Annotated in this window: 27 protein-coding genes; 11 read left to right on the forward strand and 16 right to left on the reverse strand. The window is 69.8% G+C overall.

The features are described 5' to 3' along the window. Positions 1-12: 12 nt before the first annotated feature. Genes AC3ANM_RS09035 through AC3ANM_RS09045 form a run of 3 tightly spaced genes read right to left on the reverse strand, consistent with a single transcriptional unit; the run spans position 13 to position 2,209 of the window. On the reverse strand, positions 13-1,005 hold the full coding sequence (locus tag AC3ANM_RS09035) for a hypothetical protein (protein WP_488287791.1): 993 nt from the start codon (positions 1,003-1,005) through the stop codon (positions 13-15). A 1-nt stretch (position 1,006) separates the two neighbouring features. After that, positions 1,007-1,708: an arsenate reductase/protein-tyrosine-phosphatase family protein gene (locus AC3ANM_RS09040; RefSeq protein ID WP_488287792.1), complete on the reverse strand. Its 702-nt coding sequence runs from the start codon at positions 1,706-1,708 to the stop codon at positions 1,007-1,009. Positions 1,709-1,711: 3 nt separating this feature from the next. Next, the gene (locus AC3ANM_RS09045) at positions 1,712-2,209 is read right to left on the reverse strand and encodes a heme-binding beta-barrel domain-containing protein (RefSeq protein WP_488287793.1); all 498 of its coding nucleotides are present in this window, start codon (positions 2,207-2,209) and stop codon (positions 1,712-1,714) included. Positions 2,210-2,332: 123 nt separating this feature from the next. Between AC3ANM_RS09045 and AC3ANM_RS09050 the strand changes: the two genes are divergently transcribed. After that, the gene (locus tag AC3ANM_RS09050; RefSeq protein ID WP_488287794.1) at positions 2,333-2,704 is read left to right on the forward strand and encodes a DsrE family protein; all 372 of its coding nucleotides are present in this window, start codon (positions 2,333-2,335) and stop codon (positions 2,702-2,704) included. A 115-nt stretch (positions 2,705-2,819) separates the two neighbouring features. On the opposite strand, the gene AC3ANM_RS09055 is transcribed toward AC3ANM_RS09050, so the two are convergent. Continuing rightward, positions 2,820-3,848 carry a peptidoglycan-binding domain-containing protein gene (locus AC3ANM_RS09055; RefSeq protein WP_488287795.1) on the reverse strand — a complete coding sequence of 343 codons (1,029 nt, stop codon included), beginning with the start codon at positions 3,846-3,848 and terminating at the stop codon, positions 2,820-2,822. 217 nt (positions 3,849-4,065) lie between these two features. On the opposite strand from AC3ANM_RS09055, the gene AC3ANM_RS09060 reads away from it, so the two are divergent. Continuing rightward, the gene (locus tag AC3ANM_RS09060; protein WP_488287796.1) at positions 4,066-7,182 is read left to right on the forward strand and encodes a cell wall-binding repeat-containing protein; all 3,117 of its coding nucleotides are present in this window, start codon (positions 4,066-4,068) and stop codon (positions 7,180-7,182) included. 77 nt (positions 7,183-7,259) lie between these two features. Here AC3ANM_RS09060 and AC3ANM_RS09065 read toward each other — a convergent pair whose 3' ends face one another. Then, positions 7,260-8,081 carry a calcium-binding protein gene (locus AC3ANM_RS09065; RefSeq protein ID WP_488287797.1) on the reverse strand — a complete coding sequence of 274 codons (822 nt, stop codon included), beginning with the start codon at positions 8,079-8,081 and terminating at the stop codon, positions 7,260-7,262. A 230-nt stretch (positions 8,082-8,311) separates the two neighbouring features. On the opposite strand from AC3ANM_RS09065, the gene AC3ANM_RS09070 reads away from it, so the two are divergent. Further along, a complete protein-coding gene (locus tag AC3ANM_RS09070) occupies positions 8,312-10,522 on the forward strand; it encodes a cell wall-binding repeat-containing protein (protein ID WP_488287798.1) in 2,211 nt (736 codons plus the stop codon). 163 nt (positions 10,523-10,685) lie between these two features. Then, positions 10,686-11,144: a DUF6326 family protein gene (locus AC3ANM_RS09075; protein WP_488287799.1), complete on the forward strand. Its 459-nt coding sequence runs from the start codon at positions 10,686-10,688 to the stop codon at positions 11,142-11,144. A gap of 85 nt (positions 11,145-11,229) precedes the next feature. Here the strand turns inward: AC3ANM_RS09075 and AC3ANM_RS09080 are convergent, their stop codons facing one another. Next, entirely contained in the window at positions 11,230-11,421 is a 192-nt protein-coding gene (locus AC3ANM_RS09080) for a hypothetical protein (protein ID WP_488287800.1), read from the reverse strand. Positions 11,422-11,679: 258 nt separating this feature from the next. Between AC3ANM_RS09080 and AC3ANM_RS09085 the strand changes: the two genes are divergently transcribed. After that, positions 11,680-12,759: a hypothetical protein gene (locus tag AC3ANM_RS09085; protein ID WP_488287801.1), complete on the forward strand. Its 1,080-nt coding sequence runs from the start codon at positions 11,680-11,682 to the stop codon at positions 12,757-12,759. 213 nt (positions 12,760-12,972) lie between these two features. Here the strand turns inward: AC3ANM_RS09085 and AC3ANM_RS09090 are convergent, their stop codons facing one another. The 6 genes from AC3ANM_RS09090 to AC3ANM_RS09115 form a co-directional block, all read right to left on the reverse strand. Next, complete coding sequence (locus AC3ANM_RS09090; RefSeq protein WP_488287802.1) at positions 12,973-13,674, reverse strand: matrixin family metalloprotease; 702 nt, start codon at positions 13,672-13,674, stop codon at positions 12,973-12,975. 513 nt (positions 13,675-14,187) lie between these two features. Beyond that, positions 14,188-14,499 (reverse strand): hypothetical protein, encoded by a 312-nt coding sequence (locus AC3ANM_RS09095; protein ID WP_488287803.1) that lies wholly within the window; start codon positions 14,497-14,499, stop codon positions 14,188-14,190. Between the two features lie 73 nt (positions 14,500-14,572). After that, positions 14,573-15,415, reverse strand: a complete 843-nt coding sequence (locus tag AC3ANM_RS09100; RefSeq protein ID WP_488287804.1) for a hypothetical protein — start codon at positions 15,413-15,415, stop codon at positions 14,573-14,575. 16 nt (positions 15,416-15,431) lie between these two features. Next, on the reverse strand, positions 15,432-15,677 hold the full coding sequence (locus AC3ANM_RS09105; RefSeq protein WP_488287805.1) for a MoaD/ThiS family protein: 246 nt from the start codon (positions 15,675-15,677) through the stop codon (positions 15,432-15,434). A 60-nt stretch (positions 15,678-15,737) separates the two neighbouring features. Then, a complete protein-coding gene (locus AC3ANM_RS09110; protein WP_488287806.1) occupies positions 15,738-17,204 on the reverse strand; it encodes a sugar transferase in 1,467 nt (488 codons plus the stop codon). Next, positions 17,204-17,392: a hypothetical protein gene (locus AC3ANM_RS09115; RefSeq protein ID WP_488287807.1), complete on the reverse strand. Its 189-nt coding sequence runs from the start codon at positions 17,390-17,392 to the stop codon at positions 17,204-17,206. Before AC3ANM_RS09115 ends, AC3ANM_RS09110 begins: the two co-directional genes overlap by 1 nt. Before the next feature lie 164 nt (positions 17,393-17,556). On the opposite strand from AC3ANM_RS09115, the gene AC3ANM_RS09120 reads away from it, so the two are divergent. From AC3ANM_RS09120 to AC3ANM_RS09145, 6 genes are read left to right on the forward strand one after another with little or no spacing between them, the layout of a single operon-like run. Next, positions 17,557-18,264: a response regulator transcription factor gene (locus AC3ANM_RS09120; RefSeq protein ID WP_488287808.1), complete on the forward strand. Its 708-nt coding sequence runs from the start codon at positions 17,557-17,559 to the stop codon at positions 18,262-18,264. Between the two features lie 25 nt (positions 18,265-18,289). After that, positions 18,290-19,252: a GDP-L-fucose synthase family protein gene (locus tag AC3ANM_RS09125; RefSeq protein ID WP_488287809.1), complete on the forward strand. Its 963-nt coding sequence runs from the start codon at positions 18,290-18,292 to the stop codon at positions 19,250-19,252. Then, positions 19,249-20,019, forward strand: a complete 771-nt coding sequence (locus AC3ANM_RS09130) for a WecB/TagA/CpsF family glycosyltransferase (protein WP_488287810.1) — start codon at positions 19,249-19,251, stop codon at positions 20,017-20,019. Before AC3ANM_RS09125 ends, AC3ANM_RS09130 begins: the two co-directional genes overlap by 4 nt. After that, positions 20,016-21,164, forward strand: a complete 1,149-nt coding sequence (locus tag AC3ANM_RS09135) for a glycosyltransferase family 4 protein (protein WP_488287811.1) — start codon at positions 20,016-20,018, stop codon at positions 21,162-21,164. The genes AC3ANM_RS09130 and AC3ANM_RS09135 overlap by 4 nt, the downstream gene beginning before the upstream one ends. Then, complete coding sequence (locus AC3ANM_RS09140; RefSeq protein WP_488287812.1) at positions 21,161-21,760, forward strand: LbetaH domain-containing protein; 600 nt, start codon at positions 21,161-21,163, stop codon at positions 21,758-21,760. Before AC3ANM_RS09135 ends, AC3ANM_RS09140 begins: the two co-directional genes overlap by 4 nt. Continuing rightward, positions 21,757-22,632, forward strand: a complete 876-nt coding sequence (locus tag AC3ANM_RS09145) for a glycosyltransferase family 2 protein (RefSeq protein ID WP_488287813.1) — start codon at positions 21,757-21,759, stop codon at positions 22,630-22,632. The genes AC3ANM_RS09140 and AC3ANM_RS09145 overlap by 4 nt, the downstream gene beginning before the upstream one ends. A gap of 33 nt (positions 22,633-22,665) precedes the next feature. Here the strand turns inward: AC3ANM_RS09145 and AC3ANM_RS09150 are convergent, their stop codons facing one another. Genes AC3ANM_RS09150 through AC3ANM_RS09165 form a run of 4 tightly spaced genes read right to left on the reverse strand, consistent with a single transcriptional unit; the run spans position 22,666 to position 26,012 of the window. Next, the gene (locus AC3ANM_RS09150) at positions 22,666-23,625 is read right to left on the reverse strand and encodes a glycosyltransferase family 2 protein (protein WP_488287814.1); all 960 of its coding nucleotides are present in this window, start codon (positions 23,623-23,625) and stop codon (positions 22,666-22,668) included. Continuing rightward, positions 23,592-24,422 carry an alpha-1,2-fucosyltransferase gene (locus tag AC3ANM_RS09155; protein ID WP_488287815.1) on the reverse strand — a complete coding sequence of 277 codons (831 nt, stop codon included), beginning with the start codon at positions 24,420-24,422 and terminating at the stop codon, positions 23,592-23,594. The genes AC3ANM_RS09150 and AC3ANM_RS09155 overlap by 34 nt, the downstream gene beginning before the upstream one ends. A 10-nt stretch (positions 24,423-24,432) precedes the next feature. Further along, positions 24,433-25,236 carry a hypothetical protein gene (locus AC3ANM_RS09160; RefSeq protein WP_488287816.1) on the reverse strand — a complete coding sequence of 268 codons (804 nt, stop codon included), beginning with the start codon at positions 25,234-25,236 and terminating at the stop codon, positions 24,433-24,435. Continuing rightward, positions 25,233-26,012, reverse strand: a complete 780-nt coding sequence (locus AC3ANM_RS09165) for a glycosyltransferase family 2 protein (RefSeq protein ID WP_488287817.1) — start codon at positions 26,010-26,012, stop codon at positions 25,233-25,235. The genes AC3ANM_RS09160 and AC3ANM_RS09165 overlap by 4 nt, the downstream gene beginning before the upstream one ends. Between the last annotated feature and the right edge of the window lie 38 nt (positions 26,013-26,050).

Here is a 26,050-nt window from a genome sequence, read left to right on the forward strand (position 1 = left end):
CTGCGGTGCGGGTCAGGCGGTGGCGGGGTGCCAGGTCCTGAGGGCGTCGGTGGAGCGGTAGGTGCTGTCGCCGACGAGGAGCCAGCCGGCCGACCCCGAGACCGACAGGGCCACGTCGCCCGGCGGGACGCCGTCGAGGGAGACCGCGGCGCAGCCGACCGGGTCCGCGGGCTTCGAGGCGCGCACCAGCGAGATGCCGACGCAGTCGTCGCCGGCCGACGGCACGGCCAGCCACGTCTCCTTCGACGTCGCCGCGGCCGCGACCGCACCGGGTGCCGAGCCCGCAGCGGTCCACGTCGCGCCGGTGTCCGAGGAGGAGCGCACCGCCCCGTCACCGCAGAGCACCCGTGCCTGGGCGCTCGAGATGGCCATGAGGTCGACCACGGTGCCGTCGGCGCCGCACGGCTGCACCCGGCCGGCGTGGGGCCGGTGCAGGCCGGCGGGCTGGGCGAGGTCGCGGTACCAGGAGCCGGCCAGGCCCGCCCCGGCCGCCCACGTGGAGCCGCCGTTGCTGGTGGACCTGATCTCGGCGTCGCAGGCGTGGGTGCCGCCGATCGCGAACGCCGAGGACGCGCCCGTTGCCCGCAGCCGGACCACCGTCGCGGACGGCGCGGTCCGTGTCGCCCAGGAGCGCCCGCCGTTGCCGGTGACGGCGACCGTCGCCCCGCCGGAGCGGCAGCTGCCGACGGTGACCCGCCAGGCGTGGGTGGAGTCGAGCGCGACGAGGAGGCGGCGCAGCGGTGCGGGCGCGAGTGACGCCGCCGCCGTGGACGGGGTCGCATCCGAGGTGGGGTCACCGGACGGCTCGTCGGTCGCCGCGTCCGTGGCCGAGGGGTCCGCGGCGTCGGTCTCGACCGAGTCGTCGAACACCGGCGGGGCGGTGATGCTGGAGGGCGGGGGCGTCGGCGTCCGCATCGCCGAGGCGACGAGGGCGACGTCCCCGACGGTGAGGGCGACCAGGGCGACCGTGCCCAGGGCCCGCGTCATCGCCGAGCGGCGCGCCACCTCAGCCGGCCAGGGCGCGCGCAACCACCGGGAGTGCTCCCATGACCTGCTGCGCCATCGCGTCGAACATCGCCTCGTCCCCTCTGAACGGGTCGACGATATCGACGTCGGCCGCGTCCCGGGGCGGGTTCAGGCCGCGGCGCGCCGCAGCCGCGCGCACGAGCGCCTGTATCCGCGGTCGCGCACCTTCCGCGGCCCCCTCCCCCGGGTGCGATGCCCCGTGGGCCCCGGGGTCGACGCCGGCCGGCACGGCGTTCGGCGCGAAGGCCGACGCCCGGGACGCGAACGCCGACGCCCCCGGCGCCATCCCCGCCCCGGCAGCGAGGTCCTCGGGGCCGAGGTCGGCGACGAGGTCGGCGAAGTCGACCAGGGTGAAGGCGTAGGACAGCGCCCGCGGGTGCAGCGTGGCGACCTCGCCGCGGTGCCGGCGGGTGGCGGTCAGCACCAGGTCCGCGGAGGCGACCAGGCCCGGCACGAGCTGGCGGGCTGCGAACACGGCCGGCGACCCGGCATACCGCTGCGTCTGGGCCGCGGCGAGCGGCTCCATGGGCCGCCCGACCAGGGCGCCCGTGCCGGCGCTGGAGACGACCACCCCGGACCCCGGCGGCAGGGACGCCGCCAGCACCCGCTCGATGAACGGCGACCGGCACACGTTGCCGGTGCACACGATGAGGACCTGTGCCGGCTCCCCCTGGAGTGGCAAGGGCTACTCGACGCGCTTGAGCTGCGCGGAGGCGTGGCTCTGCAGCGGCTGGCCCATCGCGGCCATGTCCATCGCCCACATCAGCTGGGACTCGACCAGGCCGTAGAGGCGGTGACCGGCGTTGTACTCCTTGGCCAGGGGGCTGCGGATGACGCCGTCGGTGCGGACCTCGATCTTCGCCGGCTCGACGGTGCCGTGGTACATCTCGACGATCCCGGTCGGGTGGGTCAGCAGCAGCTCGACCTCACCCTCGCCGGCCGGGCGCCAGAAGCCGAGCTCGGTGGCGAGCGGACGGACCTGCTTGCCCTCGTCGTCGAGGAGCCAGGTGCGGCTCTGCCACTCCAGGAACGGCCGCCCGTCGTTGCTGACGACGATCTCCTGGCCGAAGTTGACCGAGTCGATCGTCGGGTAGCCGACGACGCCGGCACCCTCCCACCGCCCGATCAGCCAGGCGAGGGGCAGCAGCGCCGGGGGGAGGTCGCTGGAGATCTCGAACGGCATCAGCGCGGGCTGCGGACGAGCTTGTAGACCACGTAGCCGGCGAACCACGTGATGACGAGGGCGCTGGCGATCAGAAGGCTGAGGTAGAAGGCTTCCACGAGAGGAGATCGTAGCCTTTGCCGCATGCCGGCCTCCGCACGCACGCTCGTCGTCAAGCTCACAGCCGGGGTCGAGGACCCCGAGCGCGTCTCCCAGGCGTTCACCGTGGCCACCACCGCGGTCGCCTCCGGGGTGCCGGTCAGCCTGTGGCTGACCGGGGAGGCGAGCTGGCTGGCGGTGCCCGGGCGGGCGGAGTCGTTCACCCTGCCGTATGCCGCGCCGCTGGCCGAGCTGCGCGACGCCCTGGTCGCGGGGGGCCGGGTGACGGTGTGCACCCAGTGCGCGGCTCGCCGTTCCCTGGAGGAGGCCGACCTCGTCGACGGCGCCGTGATCCGCGGCGCGGCGGCGTTCGTCGAGGAGGTCATGGCCGAGGGCGCACAGGCCCTCGTCTACTGAGCCGCCCGCCGCCGGTACTGAGCTGTCCGCCGTCCGGCCACGGCCGGTCGGCGCCTGAGACAGGACGACGGCCCCGGCTCCTGGTGAACCGGGGCCGTCGTCGTGCCGGGTTGGGTCAGGGCAGCCAGGGCAGCTTCGGCAGCTCCGCCGCGCCGTGTGAGCGGGTCGGCCGCGAGCCCGCCCGCAGGCTTGGCATCGTCGCGTCGAAGGAGGCCCCGATGACCTTGCCGTAGCTCTTCAGCGCGGCCTCGAGGGGCTTGCCCTGGGGCAGGTTGTCCGCCTGGTGCTGGAGCGCGGCGATGCGCGCAGGGGCGCCGGCGCTCAACGGGTCGATCGCCCACGCCTTCCGCGCATACGGGGCGGCAGCGGTCAGGTAGTCCCGCATCGCCGAGAACACCGCGGCCCGGGCCGCGGACTCCTTCGCCGGGTCGACGGGCTGGCCGGCGTCGGCGGCAGCCTGGACGACCTGGTCGAAGACCTTGGTGAACAGGGCCACCACGAGGTCGGGATGGAGGGAGGTCGCCACGCCGGCCTGGGAGCCGATGGCCTCGGTGACGACGACGTAATGGCCGGCACGGGCGTTGATCTCGTTGACCCAGCCGATCGCGCGCGCCTTGTCGAGGGCGTCGGACAGTGCCTGGCCGTGCGCGTCGACGCGGTCCAGGCGGCCGTTGAGGACGGCGACATCGGCCTTGGTCAGCAGGCCGATCGAGGTGCTGTCGATCTTCACGCCCTCCCGGGTGAAGTCGATCGCGTCGGCGAGGTCGGCCAGGCTCGCGCCGGCCCTGGTCTTGGCCGCGGCCAGCGCCTGGTTGGCCGTTTGCCCGCTCTCCCCCCGCAGCAGCGCAGCCCAGGTCAGGGGTCCGACGTTGCCGGTGGCGCGGATGTGGTGGGCATGCTGGAACCGCTGCACCGCCCGCAGCATGTGCAGGTCGAAGGTGCCGGTGGGCTTCAGGCCGAGGAGGCGCTGGGCGCGGGCCACAGCCGGGCCGTGGTCGTGCCAGTGGAGCGTCCCCGGGACGTGGGCGTGGGCGGCGATGGCGGCGTGCGCCGGCAGCGGTGCGGCGAGGGCCGGGGCGGCCGGGGCCACCAGTCCAGCGGTGGTGGCGGCGAGCGCGACGGCGCTCAGGACATGCTTGTGCACAGGATCCCCCAGGGGTCAGACGCCCCGCGGCCCGGGGCGACTCAGGCTAACCGGGCAATTCGGCCCGGCGTGGGCGAATTGCGAAAGTCCCGGGGCGGGCAGGAGACCGAGTTTCAGGAACCTGCAAAGGACCCCCAAATCGGGCGTTTCGGGTGCTACGTTCCGCGTGCTCCGTGAGATCTCCGGAGCAAGGGGATCCCATGGAAAGAGCACGCCCGTGCCGCGTCTGCGTCGTGTCCTGACCACCTGCCTCGTCGCGGCCGGCCTCGCCGGCGCCCTGGTCCCGCTGGGCGCCCGGAGCGCGAGCGCCGCCGACCCCGACGGCGCCGTCACCCTCGCCGCGGGGCCGTCCACGGTGCACAGCGACTCCAGGCCGGTCGGCCACTCCGGGCTCGGCGCCCTGGTCCGGGTCTACGGCGGCACCACAGCCTCGGGGTTCCTCCTGCCCGATGACGGATCCGCCTCGCGCTCGTTGCCTTGGCTGGACAATGTCGACACCCGCAACGCCAAGGTGGACGGCACCATGGTCGTCAGCCGGGACCTCTCGGGCACCCCGTACACCTGGCACGACCTGGGGGACGGCTCCTCGGGCACCATCCCTCTCGATGTCCAGCCCCTCGCCGCGACCCACGACGGCTGGGTGCAGTCCGAGCGGGACCCGGCGGGTGGTTGGCGCCTGGCGCGGGTCGTGGCAGCCACGGGCGCCCGCACCGTCCTCGGTGTCCCCGGGACGGCGACGACCCCGGTGACCACGGGATTCGCTGCTGTGGCCGACTCCAGCCACCTGGCCGTCCTGTGCCAGGGGCGCGTGTGGGTCATGGCCTGGGACCAGCCGGGCCAGTTCGACGAGGTTGCCGCTCCCGCCGGGGAGACGGTGACGAGCCTCTGGGCGACACGGGACGGCTCGGTGCTGCTCTCGACGCGGAGCGCCGACAACACCGTGTGGTGGACCCACGCCGATCCCGCTGGCGTCGACACCCACGTGAAGCAGGTCGGGGTCCCGCAGTCAGGCGCGCTCGCTGCCCACGAGGCCACCTGGGTGGAGTCGTCGTTGTTGTTCCGCCTTGCCTTCGGAGCCACGGTGGCCTCGTCCACCCCCTTGGCCCCTGCGGGCGAGAAGCTGTGGTCGGTGAAGCCGGGCTCGGACGGCACGCTGACCTGGAGCACCCAGTCCACGACCGGCGGGGACAACCGGGTGCGGTCCGCGTCGCTGGAGGACATCACCCATCCCACCATCAGCTGGGCCACGCCGCTCAAGCCGATGGAGGTCTCCGGCGAGGTCGCGCTCGGGCCCGGTCGTGTCGCGTGGGGTGACGACCGCACCATGCCGGCTGCCGCCCACGCCCGGACACTGACGGGCACCGGCCCCGACCTGGTGGCTGGCGAGGACCGCACTCTCCCCAATGTCCCCAAGCCTGCGGGCAGTGGGGACATGCCGTCGGGGACCGGGATCTCCGGCTACCGCACGGCTTACAGCTACGGGGACCACGCACTTCATGTCTGGGTCGAAGGGGAGGCCGCCGACCAGGCCCCGCCCGTCTCGGCCACCCCGGCCACCCTCTCCGGCCGCTGGGTCATCGGCACCATCCCGAACAACATGCAGGTGGGCCCCTTCACCTACGACGTGGTCACCCACGCGGTCCGGCAGCTGCCGACCGGGCTCCTGGACGTCGTCCTGTGGGGGCGCCAGGTCGCGTACACGACGGCCTCCTACGAGATCCACGTGCGCGACATGCTGTCCGGCAAGGACAGCGTGGTCGTCCCCGCACCGCCCACCGGCTCCCCCCGGCCCGCGATCGCCCTGTGGGGCAACACCCTCGCGTGGCACGACGGCCTGGCGTTGCACTGGAAGGACCTGGGCTCGGGAGCGGGCCAGACCATCACAGGCGCCGGCGACAGCCATGGCCGCCTGGTCCTGTCCGGGTCCTACCTCGGCTTCGTGCGCGGCCCGAGTGCCAGCGCCGTCATCTACCCGCTCGCGGCGGGGGCGACGACCCCCACCACGGTCATCGACGACGTCCAGCGGCTCACCCTCGACGGGTCCCGGGCAGCGTGGACGACCCTCGACAACCAGCCCAGGCTGGTCGACCTGCCGCAGCGGGCCGAGGCGCCGCGCTGGCTCGGCGACCAGGGCACGGCACCGACGGAGTGGACCACCGGCGGCGCGGCCTGGGCCGGCGAGTGGACCTTCACCCAGTCGCTGACCAGCTGCGCTGTCGTGATCCGCTCGGGCGCGACCACCGTGCGCAGCCTGCCCTGCGGCGGCGGCCATGGCACGGTCACCGCGTCCTGGGACGGCCGCGACGCCTCGGGCCACCTCATCCCGAGCGGGACCTACACCTGGACCGTCGAGGCCGCCAGCGCCGAGGGCGCGGTGACCGGCCCGGACGGGACCGGCTCGGTCAGCGGGAGCGTGCGGGTCCACAACGTCAGCCGCCTGGCCGGGACGGACCGGTTCGCCACCTCCGCGGCGGTCAGCCGGGCCACGTATGCCGTGGGCACGCCGGTCGCGTACGTCGCCAACGGGCTGACCTTCCCCGACGCCCTGTCCGGGGCGCCGGCCGCCGGCAAGCAGGGCGGCCCGGTCCTGCTCACCCAGGCCGGCAGCCTCCCGGGCGCCGTCGCCACCGAGCTCGCCCGCCTCAAGCCGAAGCGCATCGTCATCCTCGGCTCCACCGGCGCCGTCTCCTCCGCCGTGGCCGCGAAGCTCACGGGCTACACGACCGGCACCGTCACGCGCCTGGCCGGCGCCGACCGCTACGCGACCTCCGCCGCGATCAGCCGCGCCACCAACGCCGCCGGGGTCCCGGTCGCCTACGTCGCCAACGGCCAGACGTTCCCCGACGCCCTCTCCGGCGCCCCCGCCGCGGCCCACCTCGGCGGCCCGGTCCTGCTCACCCAGGCCGGCAGCCTCCCGAGCACCGTCGGCACCGAGCTCGCGCGACTCAAGCCGAAGCGCATCGTCATCCTCGGCTCCACCGGCGCCGTCTCCTCCGCCGTGGCCACAAGGCTCACGGGCTACACGATCGGCACCGTCACTCGCCTGGCCGGCGCGGACCGCTTCGCCACGTCGGCCGCGGTCAGCAAGGCCACCTATGCCGCCGGCGTGCCGGTGGCCTACGTCGCGAACGGCCTGAGTTTCCCGGACGCCCTCTCCGGTGCCCCCGCCGCGGGCCGGCAGGGCGGGCCGGTGCTGCTGGTCACGAGCACCGGCGTCCCGGGCGCCGTCGCCACCGAGCTCGCGCGACTGAAGCCGCAGCGGATCGTCGTCCTGGGCTCCACCGGCGCGGTGTCCGCGGCGACGCTGACCCGGCTCGCGGCATACACGGGCTGACCCGGGACTGGCCGGGACGGCTGAGGGGGCGCGCCATGGTGGCGCGCCCCCTCAGGCACTTCAGGGTGTGGACGAGCTCAGTCGACGGTGGTGTCGTCCCCGCCGGGCTGGTCGGGCTGGTCGGTGGAGCCGCCGTCGTCGCTGCCGTCGGCGCTGTCGTCGCAGCCGGTGACGCCGTGGTCGTCGCAGTGGTCCTGCCCGGTGCCACCGACGACCGTGTCCTCACCGTCGTCGCCCTCGACGGCATCGTTGCCGTCCTGGCCGTCGAGGTGGTCGTTGCCGGTGCCGCCGGTGATGGTGTCGTCCCCGGCACCGCCGTGCTCGGTGTCGTCGCCGCTGTCGCCGCTGAGCTGGTCGTTGCCGGCCTCGCCGTTGACCACGTCGTTGCCGTCGCCGCCGTGCTCGATATCGGCGCCGTCGTCACCGTCGAGGTGGTCGTTGCCCGTGCCGCCGGACTCGTGGTCGACCCCGGTCCCGCCGTGCAGGCTGTCCGCGCCGGTGCCGCCGGTCAGCGAGTCGTTGCCGGAGTCGCCGTACTCGGTGTCGTTGCCGCTGCCGGCGTCGACGCTGTCGTTGCCGGTCCCGCCGTGGACGACGTCGTTGCCGCCCGACGTCACGACGCGGTCGTCGCCCGCCCCGGCCCAGACGACGTCGTTGCCGGAGCCGGTGCAGATGAGGTCGTTGCCGGAGCCCGCGACGATGGTGTCCCCGCCGCCGAGGGAGACGATGACGTCCCGCCCCGCGGTGCCGTGGATGACGTCGTGGTGCCACGTGCCGACGATGGTGGCCCTCTGCCCCAGGCAGGTCGGCCGGCTGCTGGCGTCGGCGGCCAGCGGGTGGGAGACGAGGAAGAACGCTGCCGGCGCCATGGCCAGCGCGAGGGTGGTCCGCAGTCGCATGGACACTCCTGGAGGGGGTGGAGTCGCCGGGCGGGGGCTCCGGCGCGAGGCCAGCGTGGCGGGGCCGGGCCGATGCCCGCGCGGAGTTGACCAAGGCTTGACGCACGGACGGGCCGGCCGCGTTGCGCAAACCTGCAAATAAACCCCAATTCGGGCATCCGCGCTGCTACGTTGCGCCTCGGCCCCGTGAGATCTCCGGGGCCGGGGGCCCCACGGAAATGAGCACGCCCATGCCGCGACTGCGCCGCATCCTGCCCACCTGCCTGTCCGCCGGCCTCGTCAGCGCTGGCCTCGTCGGGGCCCTGCCCGCGACGCCCGCCTGGGCGGCCGACCCGGACGGCACCATCCCCCTGTCCACGACCGCAGCGCAGGCGGTGACCCTCGGTCCTGACCGCGCGGGCTGGATCGACGACGGGACCAAGCCGTATGCCGCGCACGAGCGTGCGCTGTCCGGCACCGGTCCCAGCCTGGCCGTCGGGGACGACCGCATCCTCCCGAACGTGCCCAAGGGCGTCACCGTCTTCGCCGGGGTGCCGACGGGGATCGCGATGTCGGGTTACCGCAACGTCTGGAGCCCCAAGGACGGCGCGCTGCACATCCACATCGAGGGGGACGCCGCCGACCGTGTCCCGCTGTTCACGACCGACCCGGCCAGCCTCTCCGGGCGCTGGGTGGTCGGGTTCAGCTCGGAGGGACCGCAGCAGGGCCCGTACGCCTACGACCTGGACCTGCACACGATCCGGTGGCTGCCGAGCAACGCCCTGGGCGTGCGGCTGTGGGGGCGGCAGGCGGCCTACACGACCGCCGCCCACGACATCCACGTCCGCGACCTGGTCTCGCGCACCGACACGGTGGTCGTCCCGGCGCCGCCGGCGGCCGGCTCCCCCCAGCCGGTGTTCGCGCTCTGGGGCAACACCCTGGCCTGGTTCGACGGCACGGCGCTGCACTGGAAGGACCTGACCACCAAGGGGACGGAGACGATCCCGGTCGCCTCCGCCAGCTCGGTGGCCCTGTCCGGCTCCTACGTCGGCTACGTCGACGCCACGAGCCATTCGGCGCACGTGTTCCCGCTCCAGGTCGGGGCGACGACGGCGACGCTGGACCTCGACGACGTCCGCAGCCTGACCCTGGACGGCTCGCGCGCGGCGTGGCTGACCCAGACCGACGGCATACCCAAGGTGGTCGGGCTGCCGCAGCGCGCGGAGGCGCCGCGCTGGCTGGGCAACCAGGTGACCGCACCGGCGGAGTGGACCACCGGCGGCGCGGACTGGGCCGGCGAGTGGAGCTTCACCCAGCCGCTGACCACCTGCGCGGTCGTGCTGCGCCTGGGCACCACGGTCGTGAAGAGCCTGGACTGCGGCGGCGGGCACGGCACGGCCACGGCCGCCTGGGACGGCCGCGACGCCGCGGGCCGGTGGGCGCCGAGCGGGGTCTACAGCTGGACCGTCGAGGCCGCCGGCGCCGACGGCCCGGTGACCGGCCCGGACGGGACCGGCGTGGTGAGCGGGATCCTCCGCATGCACAGCGTCCACCGCCTGGGCGGGGCCGACCGCTACGCCACCGCAGCGGCGGTGAGCAGCGCGACGTTCGCGACCGGCGTCCCGGTGGCCTACGTCGCCAACGGCACCACCTTCCCCGACGCCCTCTCCGGCGCCCCGGCGGCAGCCCACACCGGCGCCCCGGTCCTGCTCACGGGCGCGGACGCGCTGCCGGCGGCCACGGCCACCGAGCTGGCCCGCCTCAAGCCCGGCCGGATCGTCGTGCTCGGCGGCACCGGCTCGGTCTCCGCGACCGTGGCCACCAAGCTCAAGGGCTACACCGCCGGCACGGTGACCCGCCTCGCCGGCGGCGACCGGTTCGCCACCTCCGCGGCGATCAGCAAGGCCTCGTATGCCGTGGGCGCGCCGGTCGCGTACGTCGCCAACGGGCTGAGCTTCCCCGACGCCCTGGCCGGCGCGCCGGCCGCAGGCCGTCAGGGTGGGCCGGTGCTGCTGACCCAGGGCGGCGCCCTGCCGACCGCCATCGCCACCGAGCTCGGCCGGCTGAAGCCGAAGCGGATCGTCGTCCTCGGCGGCACCGGCGCGGTCTCGAGCGCCGTGGCCACCAGGCTCAAGGGCTACACGACCGGCACAGTGACCCGCCTGGCCGGCGCCAACCGCTACGAGACCGCGGTCGCGATCTCGAAGGCCACCGCGGCCCCCGGCGTGGAGTCGGTCTACGTCGCCAGTGCCTCCGGCTTCGCCGACGCCCTCGCCGGGGCCCCGGCCGCCGGCCTCGCGGGCATCACCGGCGGGCCGCTGCTGCTGGTCGACGCCAAGGGCGCGCCGACAGCCGTCCACCAGGAGCTGGACCGGCTCGACCCCAGGCGTGGCGTGATCCTCGGCGGCAGTGGTGCGGTGGGCGACGTCTGGGTCGACTTCCTGGCCGGCTACACCCCCTGACACGCTGCGGCGTCGCCGCCACAACGGCCGGGTCCCGGGTGGTCCTCCACCCGGGTCCTTCGCCCCGGAGGTCGCCGACCTTGCCCAGCAGACTGGCAAGGAGGGCAACGCATCGAGGGGCGCCTTGCCGACGTGCGGCCCCGCTGACCGGAAGGGGTGCCACATGACCATCGCGACCGACTACCGCGACTCCTGGATCAACCCCCGCCTGAAGATCGCCGCGCTGTGGGCCTCCATGCTGTTCGTCTTCGTCTACGTGGACCTGTTCGGCCTGTACCGACCCGACGTCCGTGCCGACATCGCGGCGGGCAAGATCTCCGCGTTCACGATCGGCCAGGGCTACCTGCTCGGGGTGATCGTCTACGTCGCGGTGCCCAGCCTGATGCTGTTCCTGAGCCTCGTCATGCCGGTGAAGGTCACGCGCATGGCGAACCTCGTCCTGGCCGTCGTCTACGCGGTCACGGTCGTGGGGAGCGCCGTCGGGGAGTGGGCCTACTTCATCGTCGGCAGCGCGATCGAGGTCGCCTTGCTCGGCACCATCGCGTGGTATGCGTGGACGTGGCCCAAGGCGGTCAGCAGCGCCGACCACCCGGTCCCCGGCGCGACGGTCGGCACCGGCTGACCACGGCCCGTCCGCCCGGCAGGACCCCGGGGGCCAAGGGATCGCGGGCCCCGGCCGGCGCGGTGACCTCAGGCCGTCGCGCGCGTCAGGCGGGCGGGCTGAGGCGGGCGGCGAGGAGGTCGAGAAGGGTCTCCTCGTCCAGGGCCTGGACCTCGGCCGGCGTCAGCAGACCACACCGCAGCCCGGCCGCCACGTCGCGGACGACGACGTCGTGGACACCGCGGGCCCGCTCGGCGATCACGGCGGCTGAGGTGACTGTGGTGCTGATCGCCGTCATGGCAGCTCCCCTGCTCAAGCGGCAGGACCCCTGCCTCGAGCATGGACGCTACTCGTGCGGACCCGGCCGTGGGGGTTTGCGGTTCCCTCATCTTTTCGGATGAGGGACCTTGGTCCCGAGTCGCCACGAACATTGGCAATCCCGGCTGGTCACCCGTAGTCACTGGGGGTGGTCCGCAGGTCATCTCGATGACGTAGTGGGCGTGTCGTCACAGGCGGAGTCCTTCAGTAGGTGGGCAGCCCGCCGATTGGAACGCCGATGCACGCCCCCCGCCTCCGCCTTCGCCCCCTCCGCCGCCCGCTGAGCCTGGCCACCGTCGCCGCGACCGCGGCCACCGTGGTGCTGGGCACCGGCCCCGCGCACGCCCTGGCCGGCAGCACGATCTCGTGGCTGCTCGGCGCGACGACCGTGACCCGCGGCAGCACCGACACCGTCAGCGGCGCCGTGACCGTGGGCAGCTCGCCGCGCACCGTGGTCCTCCAGCGCTGGTACTCCAGCGCGTGGCACTCCACGACGACCAGCCTGCGGACCTCGACCGGGCGCTACGCGCTGCGCGTCCCGACCACGACCACCGGCCGCTTCACCTACCGCGTCTACGCGCCCACCGCCGGCGGCCGGGTCGCGGTCGCCACCCGCGCCATGACCATCACGGTCACCTTGCCGCCGGTGTCCAACCCCCGCGCCTACGCCTTCCTCTCCCGGCTGGCCAGCGCGTCCGCGCCGGTGGCGCGGTGGAACCCGTGCACCTCCACCGGTGCCGTCCGCACCATCGGGTATGCCGTGAACCCCGCCCACGCGCCGGCCGGCTGGGCGTCCGACGTGGCGGGCGCCTTCAGCCGGCTGGGGGCGGCCACGGGGCTGCGGTTCGTCCGGCGGGCCGACACCGCGGTGGTGCCGGGCCGCAAGGTCAACGGGGCCTACCCGGCCTACCCGGCGGGCGTGCAGATCGTCCTGGCGTGGACGGCTCCGGGGGTCAGCGACTACCTGCCGGCGGGCACCGGCGAGCTGGCCCGGGGCGGGGCGACCTGGGCGCTGGGCTACCACGACGTGCACCAGAACCCGGCCTCCTCGATCGTCCGCGGCTACGTCGTGCTGGACGACCGGCAGCACGTGACAGCCGGTTTCGGCGCCGGACCGCTCACGGGGCTGCAGGGCACCGAGGGCCAGCTGCTGATGCACGAGCTCGGCCATGCGGTCGGCCTGGCGCATCCGGCGATCCACGACGTCACCGAGGTGATGAACCCGGTGCTGACCCACAAGGTCGCCGCTTGGGGTGCCGGCGACAAGGTCGGCCTGAGACTGGTCGGCGCCGCCGCCGGCTGCCTCCACCGCGCCTGACCACCCGCAGTCGCGGCCGGACGGCTCGTCGCGCGGCCGGAAGGCTCGTGACGGACGAGCCGTCCGCGCATACAGGAGCTTTGGGAGTCACGGGGGCAGGCAGGGGTTCCGCGTCTTGGACCAGCCAGGGTCGCCGCACCGCCCCCGCGACCGTGGGCCGGACTCTATCCCCGCGAGACCCCCGCGCGGGGCGGTTATGCCAAACCCGGGAAGTCACCGCGCCCGGAGGCAGCCCGAGTCGGCGCCGAGGACCCGCAGGCCGGCCCGGTCGCCGCTCCCCCAGCCGGCGGCACTGGTGGTGATGACCGGATACATCACCTGGCCCGGGTCGGAGACGTGGGCGAGGCCGACGACGTGGCCGAGCTCGTGCATGAGCAGCTTGCCCCGGGGGCTGTAGCCGGCCGGCCCGAAGCGGGCCGGCGGGTGCTGGGTGGAGTCGAGCACGACGAAGCCGTTGCTGGCCTTGGCCCACCGGCCGCCGCGGGGGTCGACGAAGCCGGAGGTCCACTGCGTCCCGCCCATGGCGAGCGGGCGGCTGCCCAGCCGGGGCAGCAGCTGGCTCACCCCGGGCCGGGCCCAGGCGATGACGACCTGCGTGTCCGCCGGGTAGGCCGGCCCGAGGTTCGCCCCGCTGCCCGGCACGATCGAGGTGGTGCCGCGGTAGGCGAAGCGCAGCCCGGTGGCCCCGGCGATCCGCCGGACGGCCTCCTGCACGTCGCCGAGCGCGCCGGGGTCGGCCCGGTCCAGGTTCACCCGGTAGCCGACCGTCGAGCACGGGTCCCACCGGGCGATGAACCGGCTGCCGTTGACGAGGGACAGGAAGCGGTATGCCGTGGAGCCGGCTCCGGCTTGAAGCGCCACCGTGGTGCCGAGGCCCTCGTCATACGTCAGGGCGGTCGCGGCGGTGAGGGCCACGGACGGCGTCCCGCCCGGGTGCGGTGGACGAGAGCCCGCGGGGAGCCCCTGGCCAGAGGCGAACGGGCTGGCGACCGGGCTGGCAGCCAGCGCGGCCCATGCGGCGAGCGAGGCGAGCGCCCCCGCCCAGCGTCGGGTGGACCCGGGTCCACGCCCCCACGTCGAAAGAACGCCGCCAGCCATGGCCTGCCCCCGCTCCGGTCATCCGTGACCTGTGCGGACCAGATCGACGCGGGCGCAGCGTCAGCGACGCTTCGGGGTGCTTCCTTGACGGTGGAGACGAGATCTTGGCCTGCCGCAGGGCAACGGCTGACCCTCAGCAGGGCGAGGGCTGGTGAGCGGGAGCGGCCTGACGCGCCGCGGTGGGATCGGGCCTGGGATCAGGGGTGGCCGATGAGGCCGTACCAGAGCAGCCAGAGCCCGCCGAGGATCATCACAGAACCGATCAGGCCCTGGACCAGCTGCTTGTTCATCGAGCTCCCCTGCCGCACCGGCGCGTCGTCGAGGGCGACCTTATCGGGTCTGATCGCCCCAATACGGCAAGACGGGGCCACTGCCGCCGCGTGGCCCGCGACGCCGGGACCGGCGGCGTCGGGCCTGCCGGAGGGCGACCGCCCCGACGGTGACTGGCACGAGGAGGTCGGCCGTGGTGAGCCCCCGGTCGGGGGCGACGGTCCAGAGGATCGGCCCCTCCAGCGGGCCGTTGGTGAGCAGCCACGCCACCGAGGTGCTCAGCACCGCCGCCGAGGCCGTCGGGGACGGCACCCGCAGGGCGTATGCCGTGGTGCCGGCGAGCGCGGTCAGCGACAGGAGGGCGGCGAGCATCCGGTCAGCCTGCGCGAGGAGCCCGCGCCGGGGATCGCCCGTTCGACGTAGCGGCGGCGGGCGGTGGCCGGTCTCAGACGAAGAGGCGGCTGACGACGTAGACCACGACGCCGGGCGTCAGCAGCGAGGCCACGGCGGCGACGAGCTGCGGGCGGGCACCGACCATGGAGGGCTGGTGGCCGAGCAGGCGGCGCACCGAGTGGCTGACGCCGCCGGCGACGACGCCGAGCAGCGCGGCCGGCCCCCAGGTGAAGGCCCCGGAGGCCTGGGCGAAGAGCACCGAGGCGACCGCCCCGGCCAGCATGGCCAGCGGCAGCAGCCAGGAGCGCAGGTGCTCCCAGCGGGCGCAGAGGTCGGTGAGGGCGGAGGCGCCGATGGCGGCCGCCGCGGCGGCGACCACCTGGGCGCCGCCGACGACGTGCGGCAGCGGGACCAGGCACGCCCCCGAGCTGATGAGCGCCAGGGCGGCGACGGTCGAGACGATCGACTCCACCAGGCGAGGCCGCCCGTCGCGCCGGGCCAGCTGGTGGCCGAAGGCGACGAGCAGCGACAGCGCGAACGCCCCGGGGAGCCAGCGCAGGTAGGGCTCGTCGCTGAACGACACGCTCGCCGCGACGAGCGCGACGGTGCCGATCCACAGCACGGTCATGGTGCCGCGCGGGCTTGGCAGGCCGAGCAGGCCGGCCCAGCCCCAGCCGATGACGCCGCCGCCGAGCAGCACGGTCGCCGCGACGAGCCCGGCCCCAGCGAAGGCGCTGACGGCCAGCAGGGAGCAGGCGGCCAGCACCACGATCGTGACGAGGGGGCGGTAGGTGTCCTGCGCCAGGTGCGGCAACGGGATCGGTCCGGTGTTGCCGAGCTCAGCCTCACGCCGGGCGCGGCGCGTCATCGGCTCGGAGGTGGCTTCATCGGACACGGGCCTCATTCTCACATCACCCGCCGGCGAACGGCGGCAGCACCTCCAGTGTCGCGCCGTCCCTCACCTGCTCATCTGCGCTGGCCGGCCGCCCGTCGAGCAGGATCGAGGCCACCCTCAGGACGGGCTCGAGCGCGGTATGCCGGGCGGCCGCCGCCGCGAGCACCTCACCCACGGTGGCGCCCGAGGCCTGCTCGGAGTCCACGCCGGCCGCGGCGCGAGCCCCGGCCCAGTAGCGCAGGGTGACGGTCACGCTGGTCATGGTCTCCGGTCCCCGCATGCCGCCATCTTGCCCCACGCGCGCGCGAGGACCCGCACGGTGTCAGTAGGCCCCGGAGGCCCGGCGCACGGCGCGGAAGGTGCGCAGCAGGATCATCAGGTCGAGCAGCACCGACCAGTTCTCCACGTAGTAGAGGTCAAGGCGGACCGCGTCCTCCCACGCCAGGTCGCTGCGCCCGTTGACCTGCCACAGCCCGGTCATGCCCGGCTTGACGAGCAGCCGGCGCCGCACGTCGTCGGCATAGGTGGAGACCTCGGTGGCCAGCGGCGGGCGAGGCCCCACCAAGCTCATCTCCCCCCGCAGCACGTTGATCAGCTGGGGCAGCTCGTCAAGGCTGAAGCGCCGAAGGGTCCGGCCGACCCGGGTCACGCGCGGGTCGTCGCGGATCTTGAAGAGAGGCCCGGCCGCGTCGCTGCGCTCGAGCAGGGTGGCCACCAGGTCCTGGGCGCCGACGACCATGCTGCGGAACTTGAACATGTGGAACGGCCGGCCGTCGCGGCCGATCCGCTCCTGGCGGAAGAAGACGGGCCCCCTGCCCTCACGCTTGATGAGCAGCGCGATGACCACGAACATCGGCGAGAGCAGCAGCAGACCGAGGGCCGCGCAGGCCCGGTCGAGCGCGTTCTTCAGCACCAGGCGGGGCCCGCTGAACGTGGGCGCCTCGATGTGCAGGAGGGGCAGCCCGGCGATGGGCCGGGTGACGATCCGGGGGCCCGCCACCTCGGTCAGCCCGGGAGCGACGAGCAGGTCGACATCGGCACGCTCCAGCGCCCACCCGAGCTCGCGCAGGCCTCGGGCGCCGAGCTGCCACGAGGAGGTGCAGGCCACCGTGTCGACTCCGAGCTCCCGGGCGACGACAGCGGCCTCGAGCTCGGTGCCGACGACAGGGACCCGGCCGAAGGGTGCGCCGGTGCCGTCCCCGCAGCAGGCGGCGACGACCTGGTAGCCCGCGCCGGGGACGGAGTCCATTGCTGCGATGAGGCCGGGGAGGTGGGCGCGGTCGCCGACCACCAGCACCCGCCCGTTGAACTGACCTCGCGCGCGCTGCACGACGAGCCACTTGCGCCACAGCCAGCGGGCCATGAGCAGCCCCACGGCGCCGGCGGGGAAGGCGAGGGCCACGTAGCCGCGGGCCAGGTCGATCTTCAGGACGTAGCTGACGATGGCGACCAGGCTGAAGAACCGGAACGTCGCCTTGAGGACGCGCTTGTATTCCTCCGGCCCGTGGCCGACGGTGCGCCGGTCGTAGCAGTCGTGCAGCAGGAGCATCAGGCCCCACGCCACGACCAGGATGCCGGAGATCGTGGTGTAGCCGAGCCGGTCGATGAGTCCTGCTGCAGGGACACCGTGGACCGTGGCATCGCTCCCGCCGAAGCGCACCACCTGCGCCCCGGTGACGGCCCACACGATGACGAGGGCGTCGGTGACGGCGATGCGGCGCAGGAAGGCGGTGACGGTCTGGTGCTGTTGGTGGAGGCGCTGCTCGCGGCGTTCCTCGAGGGCCGTCATCAGTGGGCGGCCATCTCCCGCCGCTGCGCGGACTCCCGCGTCCTTTGCGATGGGCCGTTGCGCCCAGAACCGGCCTGGGCGTCGTCGCGCGGCGGCCGGACCTGGAGCGCGACCATCAGCGCGCCAAGGCCGAAGCCCACCAGGCCGATACCCACCCAGACCATCAGCGCGTTCATCTGCACCATCACGCGGCCCGACCTCCCCTGCACCCCGGCGTCCGGTCCATTCAGACTCCACCCGGACCACTGGCGACGATACCGACCTGAGTATTGAGAATGTCCGGTTTTGGCAAAGATTCCGGATCGTGGTCAATGCCCGGGATGAGGCAGGGCCGTCGCCTATCCTGCGGTGGATGGCGCATCTGCTACTGCTGACGAACGCCTTGGCTCCGAGCGCCGAGGTGCTTCCAGCGCTGGGCCTCCTGAGTCACCAGGTGCGGATCCTGTCGGCCGAGCCAGCCGCACTGGTGGACGGGCCGAGCGCCGACGTGATCCTGGTGGACGCCCGCCGGGAGCTCGCGGTCGCGAAGTCGCTGTGCCGGGTCCTTCGCGCGACGGGTGTCTCCGTCCCCCTCATGGCCATCCTCACCGAGGGTGGCCTCGCTGGTCTCACGGCCGAGTGGGGCGTGGACGACGTGCTGCTGGACAGTGCCGGGCCGGCCGAGGTGGAGGCGCGCATCCGCCTGGCCGTCACCCGCATGGCCAGCGACGAGCCGGAGGAAGCCGCCCAGATCACCGCTGGAGATGTCGTCATCGACGAGGCCTCCTACTCCGCGCGCGTGCGGGGCCGGCTGCTCGACCTGACCTACAAGGAGTTCGAGCTCCTGAAGTACCTCGCCCAGCACCCGGGCCGGGTCTTCACCCGCGCCCAGCTGCTCCAGGAGGTGTGGGGCTACGACTACTTCGGAGGCACCCGGACGGTCGACGTCCACGTCCGACGCCTCCGCGCCAAGCTCGGCACCGAGCACGAGATCCTGATCGGCACCGTCCGCAACGTCGGCTACCGCTTTGTCCCGGCCACGGGCAATTCCGACAGTCAGGACAGTTTGGCTGAGGTCTGAGTCCTGATCCCCCTATCGTGTCAACATGCAGGGGACGTACGACCAGCCATTGCCCATTGATGCCCGCATCCATGTCGCCGGTCATCGCGGCCTCGTGGGCAGCGCGGTGTGGCGCCATCTGGAAGCCCGGGGGCACACGGCTCTGATCGGCCGATCGTCGCGCGAGCTGGACCTCCGGGACCGCGACGCGGTCTTCGACTTCTGCCGCGAGACCCGGCCCGAGTACGTCGTGCTCGCCGCGGCCAAGGTCGGCGGCATCATGGCGAATTCGACCTACCCGGCCGACTTCCTTTCGGACAACATCCGGATCCAGGTCAACGTCATGGACGCGGCCCAGGCCTTTGGCGTCAAGCGCCTGCTGTTCCTCGGCTCAAGCTGCATCTACCCCAAGTTCGCCGAGCAGCCCATCCGCGAGGACTCTCTGCTGACTGGCGCCCTTGAGCCCACCAACGACGCCTACGCCATCGCCAAGATCGCCGGCGTCCTGCATGTGCAGGCCATGCGAAGGCAGCACGGCGCGTCCTTCATCTCGGCGATGCCGACCAACCTCTACGGCCCCGGCGACAACTTCGACCTCGAGTCCTCGCACGTGCTGCCGGCGATGATCCGCAAGTTCCATGACGCCAAGGTCGAGGGCCGGGATGAGGTCGTGCTCTGGGGCACCGGCACACCGCGTCGCGAGTTCCTTCACGTCGACGACCTGGCAGCTGCGTGCGTCACGTTGCTCGAACGCTATGACGAGCCCGAGCCGATCAACATCGGGGTAGGGGAGGACGTCACTATCCGCGAGCTCGCGGAGACCGTCGCCGGCGTCGTGGGCTACGACTGCGCCATCACCTGGGACCGCTCCAAGCCCGACGGCACACCTCGCAAACTGCTGGACGTCAGCAACATCCACTCAGTTGGTTGGCGCGCTGAAGTGACTCTTCACGACGGCATCCGCGCCACATACGAGTGGTTCCAGCAGCACGTTGCAGTCCGGGCATGAGAGACGAGCTGCAGGCGGTTCCCCGATATGAGGTCTGCGGCGTGCCCGTCGCAGCCATGACTCCCGATGCCGCGGCAGCACTCATCGTCGATCACGCCTCGAATGGCGCGTCCTTGCAGGCGCACCTCTGCAATGCCTACACGCTGTCCCTGGTGGATTCCGACGATTTGCTCCGAGAGGCACTTCTGAAGTCCGATCTCAATCTCCCGGATGGCACTCCGGTCGCGTGGCTGGGGCGAATCCACGGAACGCAGGGCCCTGTCCGCGGACCCGGCCTTGTTGGCGACGTGGCGCGGGCCGGCGTCCAGGCAGGGCTGCGTCACTACCTGTATGGCGGCGCACCCGGCGTCGCCGAGCTGATGGCTAGCAAGCTGCAAGAGCACGCACCGGGGATCCAGATCGTCGGCACCGAAGCCCCGCTGTACCGCGATCTCACGCTCCAGGAACTCGCGTCACTCACTGAACGCATCTCCCAGAGCGGAGCGCACATTGTATGGATCGGCTTGGGGACCCCAAGACAGGACTACGCGGTACCGCAGCTGGCCGAGAGCCTAGGAGCCGCGGTTGTTCCCGTCGGCGCCGCATTCGACTTTTGGGCGGGCAGCGTGAAGCAAGCTCCACGATTCCTCCATGGCAGCGGCTTTGAGTGGCTGTACCGACTTGCCAGCGAACCGCGGCGGCTCTGGCGGCGGTACTTGGTCGGCAATCCCCGGTTCATGGCCACCGCCATGCGCCACCGCGTGCGCAAGTCACAGGTCTCACGATGAGAACACGGGTCCTGATCGCATACAAGCACATCCCGGTGTACCGGGTTCAGTTCTTCGAACGATTGCGGGACTCGTTGAAGGAGCACGGGATCGACCTCGTGCTCGCGCATGGAGATCCAGTTTCGACCGACGCTCTGCGTAAGGACGCAGCACGTATGGAGTGGACCATTCATCGACCAAACTCAACGGTACGACTGGGTCAGCGGACTCTCATATGGCAGCCGGTCGTCGGCCTCGCCCGGCAGGCCGACTTGGTCATCGTGGAGCAGGCAAGCAAGCTGCTCGTCAACTACGTACTTCTTGCTGGACAGAAGCTGCGGCTGACTCCTCCGGTCGCTCTCTGGGGCCACGGGGCCAACCTGCAACCACACACTGCGAGCCGTGTGTCGGAGTACCTCAAGCGCAGGTACTCCCGCCTCCCCCACTGGTGGTTTGCATACACGGAGGGATGCCGACGGCGCGTCGCATCCTTGGGCTATCCCGACGCCCGCATCACCACCGTGCAGAACTCCATCGACACCCGAGGCTTGCGCGCGGAGATATCTGCGCTGCCAACTGATGCTGTTGAAGAGTTCTTGAGTCGCTGGGGCGCCACCCGTCGGAGCACGGCACTCTTCCTGGGCAGCATCTACGACGACAAGCGTCTCGACTTCCTCATCTCGGCTGCACGACAAGTGCGTGCCAAGCGCCCTGACTTCACGCTTCTTGTCGCGGGGGACGGTCCCGCCTTGAGCCAAACCAAGGAGCTCGCAGAGGCTGAGCCTTGGATCCGATTCTTAGGGCGCGTCGATGGATCCGACCGTGCACTCGCCCTGCGGGCGGCCGACTGCATCCTCATGCCCGGACTTGTCGGCTTGGCCATCTTGGACTCCTTTGCGGCAGAGGCACCGCTAGTGACAACAGACGTGGACTTTCACAGCCCGGAGATTGAATACCTCGAGGACGGCGTCAACGGCCTGGTCGTCAGCCCAGCCGACTCGGCGGAAGCCTTTGCCCACGCGGTGCTGCGTTTGCTCCAGGACGACTCTCTAATGACTCGGCTACGGGATGGTTGTCGGAGCACCGCCGACGCCATCACCAACGAGGCTATGGTCGCGAACTTCAAGGAAGGAATTCTTCAAGCGCTAGCGGGGGTTCGTTCGTGATCAAGAATGCAGCACGAACGGCATTCCAGCGAATGGTGCGGCTCTACGCGGTCCAAGCCAACGTTCGAGTCGGCCGCAACGTACACATAGGCCTAGGAACGCGCTTGTGGGCGCCCTCCGGCCTGGTTGTTCACGACGATGCCTACATCGGCAAGTTCTGCACAATCGAGGTGGACGGCGCAATAGGCGCGGGCTCGCTGATCGCAAACAACGTGGGAATCGTCGGGCGCCGAGACCATGATCACCGCCAGATAGGCACAGTTGTTCGTCACGCCAGATGGGTAGGGGAAACAGGAGCGGAAGATCTTCAGGCTCCTGCGACGATTGGCCCAGACGTGTGGATCGGATACGGAGCCATCATTCTCGCCCCTGTTCGGATTGGCCAAGGAGCCGTTGTGGCGGCCGGCTCTGTAGTCGTTTCGGACGTTGCGCCTTATAGCATCGTCGCTGGAAATCCGGCGCGAACGATTTCTTCACGCTTCACAACAGAAGAACAGCTGCTTCACGAGGGACTTCTGGCCGATGGTCCCAAACAGCAACGAAATTCGAACGCCAGACAGGTCAGATCAAAGAGTGACCGTCGGGACAAGAATTGATAACGCGCACAGCCACCGTCGCGATATGCACTCTTGCCAGGCCAACCCATCTCCTGCGGGCCCTGCATCGCATTGCCGAACAGCAATCAACTCCTGGCTGGCGATTGCGCGTGCTCGTCGTTGATAACGACCCCACGCGGAGCGCTTTAGCGGTCGTTCAAGAACTGCGAAAAACAACGAACCTTACGATTGACTACGTCTTAGAGGATCTGGAAGGCGTTGGAAACGCGCGGAACCAAGCCCTGGCGCACGCACAATTGACTGACGTTCTGATCTTCTTCGACGACGACCAGGTCCCATCCAAGGGTTGGCTTCGATCCTTCCTGCGAGCTCACGACTCTGAACCCGGAACCATGTGGGTTGGACCAGTCCGTCCAATATTGCCGGAGCCTGTACCAAAGTGGGCGCGCGGTGGATGGCCGTGGAAACGAACCGAGTACTTGGACGGAACGAGTCTCGGTCACTGCAATGGCGGAAACCTGCTCATTCCCGGTGACGTGATTCGTCAAGGACTGCATTTCCGTGTCCTCAACGGAGTGGGCGAGGATACAGAAATGTCTCTCCGCCAGCGGGAGGCAGGCACTCCCATCAAGTACTGTGCGCACGCCTTGGCCTGGGAGCCTGTGACGCCAGAACGAGTCAGTCCGGATTGGGTCAGAAAGCGCACCGCTCTAGCAGCGGCCGCCTGGGCAAGAGTCCAGTCGCAACGCGGTACGTTAGGTCGGTTTCGAATCCTCCGGTCCGCACTGGCCTCGATCGCCCGAGGCGCAGCACTTGCGGTGCTTGGAGCAGTCCTCAGGCGCCCGGACCTAGCGCTCCGAGGCAGATGCCAACTGAGCACGCCTGCACACTACCTGAGGGCACATCAATAAGCGCCGCAGTCAATTCGGCTGCGGCCTGACTCCCTACCGGATCCCGCGGAGGAAGTCGAAAGCGCCCTGAATTCGCCAAAGGGTCACACGCAAATCCCACCGACTCCTCCTGACTAACGCGACAAATAGACCGACCACGCCACCAACGAGGACGCTCCACCAGAAAGCAATCTCACCTGGGAGTCCCAGGTGCTTTCGCACAAACCACCCCCGCCGATACGTCGCAGCACGGAAGCGTCTGGAATAATCCCAGCGCTCAACCGGAGAAACCCTATGTTCGAGCCGCGCTCCCGGATCGATTACCAGCTGGCCGAGCTTGGATGCGCGGTGACTGAAGTCAACGTCTTCCATGAGGGCGTACCCTGGGAGACTTTCATCGAAACTCTCGTGAATGAGAACGTGTCGGCGATATGACATTGAGCACCCTGAGAGCCATGAGACTCTCATCGCTTCGGCCGCTTGGGTGACGATGACATTGACTCCTGAAGGAAGGATCACGCCACCACGCTTAGAGTCCATGCACGCCAGGCGCCACCAGACCCGAGGGCGCCTCTCCTCTTGACTCTGGATTAACCCACCCACACCAGCAATCGCCCGCGTATAGTCGCCGCCGAAGACATTCATGATGGCCTGGAAATATCCCGGAGACAGGATGACATCGTCATCGATGAAGTGCACCACGTCACCCTCTGAGAGGGATATGCCACGGTTCCGCTGATAAGGCAACCCAGGCTCGCTCCTCTGATACAGCACACGACCATCAAGCTTGGCGAGTGTGTCTTGCCAGCACTCAACCACCTTGAGGGACGCGTCATCATCACTGGAGTCAACAATGATGATCTTTCCTGGCATCAGAACTTGCTCTGCGACGGAACTTAGTGCACGGTCGAGATCGCCCGGACGGTTACGAGTGCAGATGATCAAGTCATGCTCAAGTGGGTTCATAATGTGCCTCGGTTTCAATTCAATACGACTGTTCGTGGCAATTCGCACCAGTCGTCAATGCGCAGCAGATCATCAGCAGCCGACCGGCCATTGAACCAAGGAACCGGCTTCACGATCCGCGCGTCGCTCTGCTTCAGTTTCGAAGCCGTGAATGCGGCCCACCAAGATAGCGAACTATTTGACATGATTAAGCCACGACATGAAGCCATGGCACTCAGCGTTTCCCAAGCCGACTCAGCGGGAGAAACCTTGTTAGCAACTTTCCACAAATCAGGGTATGCACCGGGGAGAAGATCGGCCGAGTCAGTGAACAGAATTACTGGGATATCCTCGCCCAGTTGAGCTTTGACGTTCTCGATCGCTCGCATGAAGTAGTCTTCCCCACTCACCCCGTGGTGTGAATTCGCAGCTGGGTTGCTCAAGTAGTCACCCAAACGTACGTGCACGCCTAGATATCCTTCGCAATCTTGCGAAGCAGGAAAGCTTTCAATCTGCGGCAACAGGCGACGTCGCAGTGTCTCACGAATCGCAAGGGCATACTCCGACCGCTGAAAGTAACCCTCAAGCCAAATGGTGGACCTAGGAACCGCGTCTAGAAGCCGCTCAGTACTGTCGCCTTCCCGAATTAGGCGGTGATTTCTCGTGGAATACACCATTTTCGGTACCAGATTCGGGAGGCGGTACATTTCCCCCACTGCGAGATTATCAATCTCGATCCCCCTCGGCGTATCCGCCCTCGGCGACATGTCGTACCAAGACGCTTCGAGTTTCGATCGCAGACCCCTGACCTCGGTGAGGTACACCGCCGCGGTCCACTGAAAAAGCTGATTGCCCAATCCACCCATCAAGCGCACGCTAATCATTTGTCATCCCAAAGGAGAGAACGACGTTCCGAGTGAGGGACCTCACTCGATTCCACCGCCGCTTTACCCCTCGTCGGATTATCTCTGCACGAGGAGTCTCACGAAATACGTCATGATCCTTGTCCAGTGCCACAATCACAGCGTTGGGAACCTCTTCGTGTTCGGGCGAACAGTAGAGGCTGCTCAGGACATGCTTTGGTGGCTGGATAGATAGGTACTTGTTCCATGCGCTCTCGTCATGCCATACAGGAACAATCCCCTTCGCAAGGTCGTCGTGAATCCATCCAGCCATCTCTGCACAGGCCCTCAGATACACATCAGCTTCACCTCCCTGAACGCCTCCGGCGAAGTACTGATGCCCGTAGTTGTCCGCAACTCCGCATTTGGACTCCACTCGCCGCTCATAAGGGAGCGTCTCTGGGGCGACCCCTACGTATCCTGGGTGCTCCACTGCGACAAGACTCCGAACACCACGGAGATCAAGGGGTCGCTGGATGCGCATGTCGACGTCCACGTACAGCAGAGTGTCGCATTTAGAGAGAACCTCTGCGTAAGCTGAGATGTAGCGATACCTCAGGAGAGTCGAGTACGGCCAGGCGAGATGGCCCACCGGCAACCACTCGACGCCCGGGCTAGGATCTACGGGCTGGTCAGACATGACAAAAATTCGATCCAGACTCACAACATTCTGCTGCGCGCTTCTGATCAGAGGGCCTAAGAACGTTCGATACTTTCCAGTGCACAGCACGATCAAGGACGTTCCTGCCGGGGCCCGATCGCTACGGTGATGAGTCACGCAGAAACTCTCGCTCTCATGTGTCTAGAGATGATCCGCCGCTCACGCCTACCAATGCCGGCGGGACGCTTATCAAAATACTCCATCAGCGCAGTGATCGCAGTTGACCTAATATCGACGCCACCAAGCGGGTCTTGAGCGGACAGCGAATCGGGGCTGTTAACGGTGTAGAAAGCAAGAGGCTCCGGCACCATGAATACGCCGCCGATGCTTGCGAGCTTGAGCCAAGCAACATAGTCGTCGCAGTTTCTCGTGCGACTACCCGGGGGAAAGCCCCCGGCGGATCGCAATGCATGCGTTCGAACCAGGGCAGTACTCGTGATGACCCAATTTGAGTTGATCATGCTTTTGAAAGATATCGCCTGCGGCGGGTCGTTGAAGTAGAGCGCATCGCACTTGCCGTCAACCACTCTCCTGGCGTTGCTGGACACTAGGGCGAGACGCCTAGCCTTCATGGCATCGACCTGAGTCACAAGCTTTTCAGGGAGCCACCAGTCGTCATCGTCACAGAAGGCTGTTAATTCGGTCCTGGCTAGAGCCAGTCCAACATTGCGAAGTGTCGCGGGTTCGCGTGTGCGCGGTAAGTGGACCACGCGATCAGTTCCGCGCAGCGCGGAAAGAGATCGCCGGTCGGAATCGTCTCTGATGCGGCCGTCCACGACCACGATAAGCTCCGTTGTCACCCCGCGCTGACCCAGAGCGCTCTCCAGTGCCCTCCCTAGTCCACGGCCGTTGGCCATGGTCGGGATGACGACGCTAACCGATGTGGCCTCCATCAAGGGGTCTCCCGCACTGGCTGGGTCTGCTGAGTCCT

Source organism: Oryzihumus sp. JJN4-3R (assembly GCF_057747915.1).

Excerpts from the sequence above, each read along its gene's own strand:
- AC3ANM_RS09045 (WP_488287793.1), bottom strand. The coding sequence starts at position 2,209 with ATGCCGTTCGAGATCTCCAGCGACCTCCCCCCGGCGCTGCTGCCCCTC.
- AC3ANM_RS09050 (WP_488287794.1), top strand. The coding sequence starts at position 2,333 with ATGCCGGCCTCCGCACGCACGCTCGTCGTCAAGCTCACAGCCGGGGTC.
- AC3ANM_RS09065 (WP_488287797.1), bottom strand. The coding sequence starts at position 8,081 with ATGCGACTGCGGACCACCCTCGCGCTGGCCATGGCGCCGGCAGCGTTC.
- AC3ANM_RS09070 (WP_488287798.1), top strand. The coding sequence starts at position 8,312 with ATGCCGCGACTGCGCCGCATCCTGCCCACCTGCCTGTCCGCCGGCCTC.
- AC3ANM_RS09075 (WP_488287799.1), top strand. The coding sequence starts at position 10,686 with ATGACCATCGCGACCGACTACCGCGACTCCTGGATCAACCCCCGCCTG.
- AC3ANM_RS09080 (WP_488287800.1), bottom strand. The coding sequence starts at position 11,421 with ATGACGGCGATCAGCACCACAGTCACCTCAGCCGCCGTGATCGCCGAG.
- AC3ANM_RS09085 (WP_488287801.1), top strand. The coding sequence starts at position 11,680 with ATGCACGCCCCCCGCCTCCGCCTTCGCCCCCTCCGCCGCCCGCTGAGC.
- AC3ANM_RS09095 (WP_488287803.1), bottom strand. The coding sequence starts at position 14,499 with ATGCTCGCCGCCCTCCTGTCGCTGACCGCGCTCGCCGGCACCACGGCA.
- AC3ANM_RS09105 (WP_488287805.1), bottom strand. The coding sequence starts at position 15,677 with ATGACCAGCGTGACCGTCACCCTGCGCTACTGGGCCGGGGCTCGCGCC.
- AC3ANM_RS09110 (WP_488287806.1), bottom strand. The coding sequence starts at position 17,204 with ATGACGGCCCTCGAGGAACGCCGCGAGCAGCGCCTCCACCAACAGCAC.
- AC3ANM_RS09120 (WP_488287808.1), top strand. The coding sequence starts at position 17,557 with ATGGCGCATCTGCTACTGCTGACGAACGCCTTGGCTCCGAGCGCCGAG.
- AC3ANM_RS09125 (WP_488287809.1), top strand. The coding sequence starts at position 18,290 with ATGCAGGGGACGTACGACCAGCCATTGCCCATTGATGCCCGCATCCAT.
- AC3ANM_RS09130 (WP_488287810.1), top strand. The coding sequence starts at position 19,249 with ATGAGAGACGAGCTGCAGGCGGTTCCCCGATATGAGGTCTGCGGCGTG.
- AC3ANM_RS09135 (WP_488287811.1), top strand. The coding sequence starts at position 20,016 with ATGAGAACACGGGTCCTGATCGCATACAAGCACATCCCGGTGTACCGG.
- AC3ANM_RS09155 (WP_488287815.1), bottom strand. The coding sequence starts at position 24,422 with ATGGGTGGATTGGGCAATCAGCTTTTTCAGTGGACCGCGGCGGTGTAC.
- AC3ANM_RS09165 (WP_488287817.1), bottom strand. The coding sequence starts at position 26,012 with ATGGAGGCCACATCGGTTAGCGTCGTCATCCCGACCATGGCCAACGGC.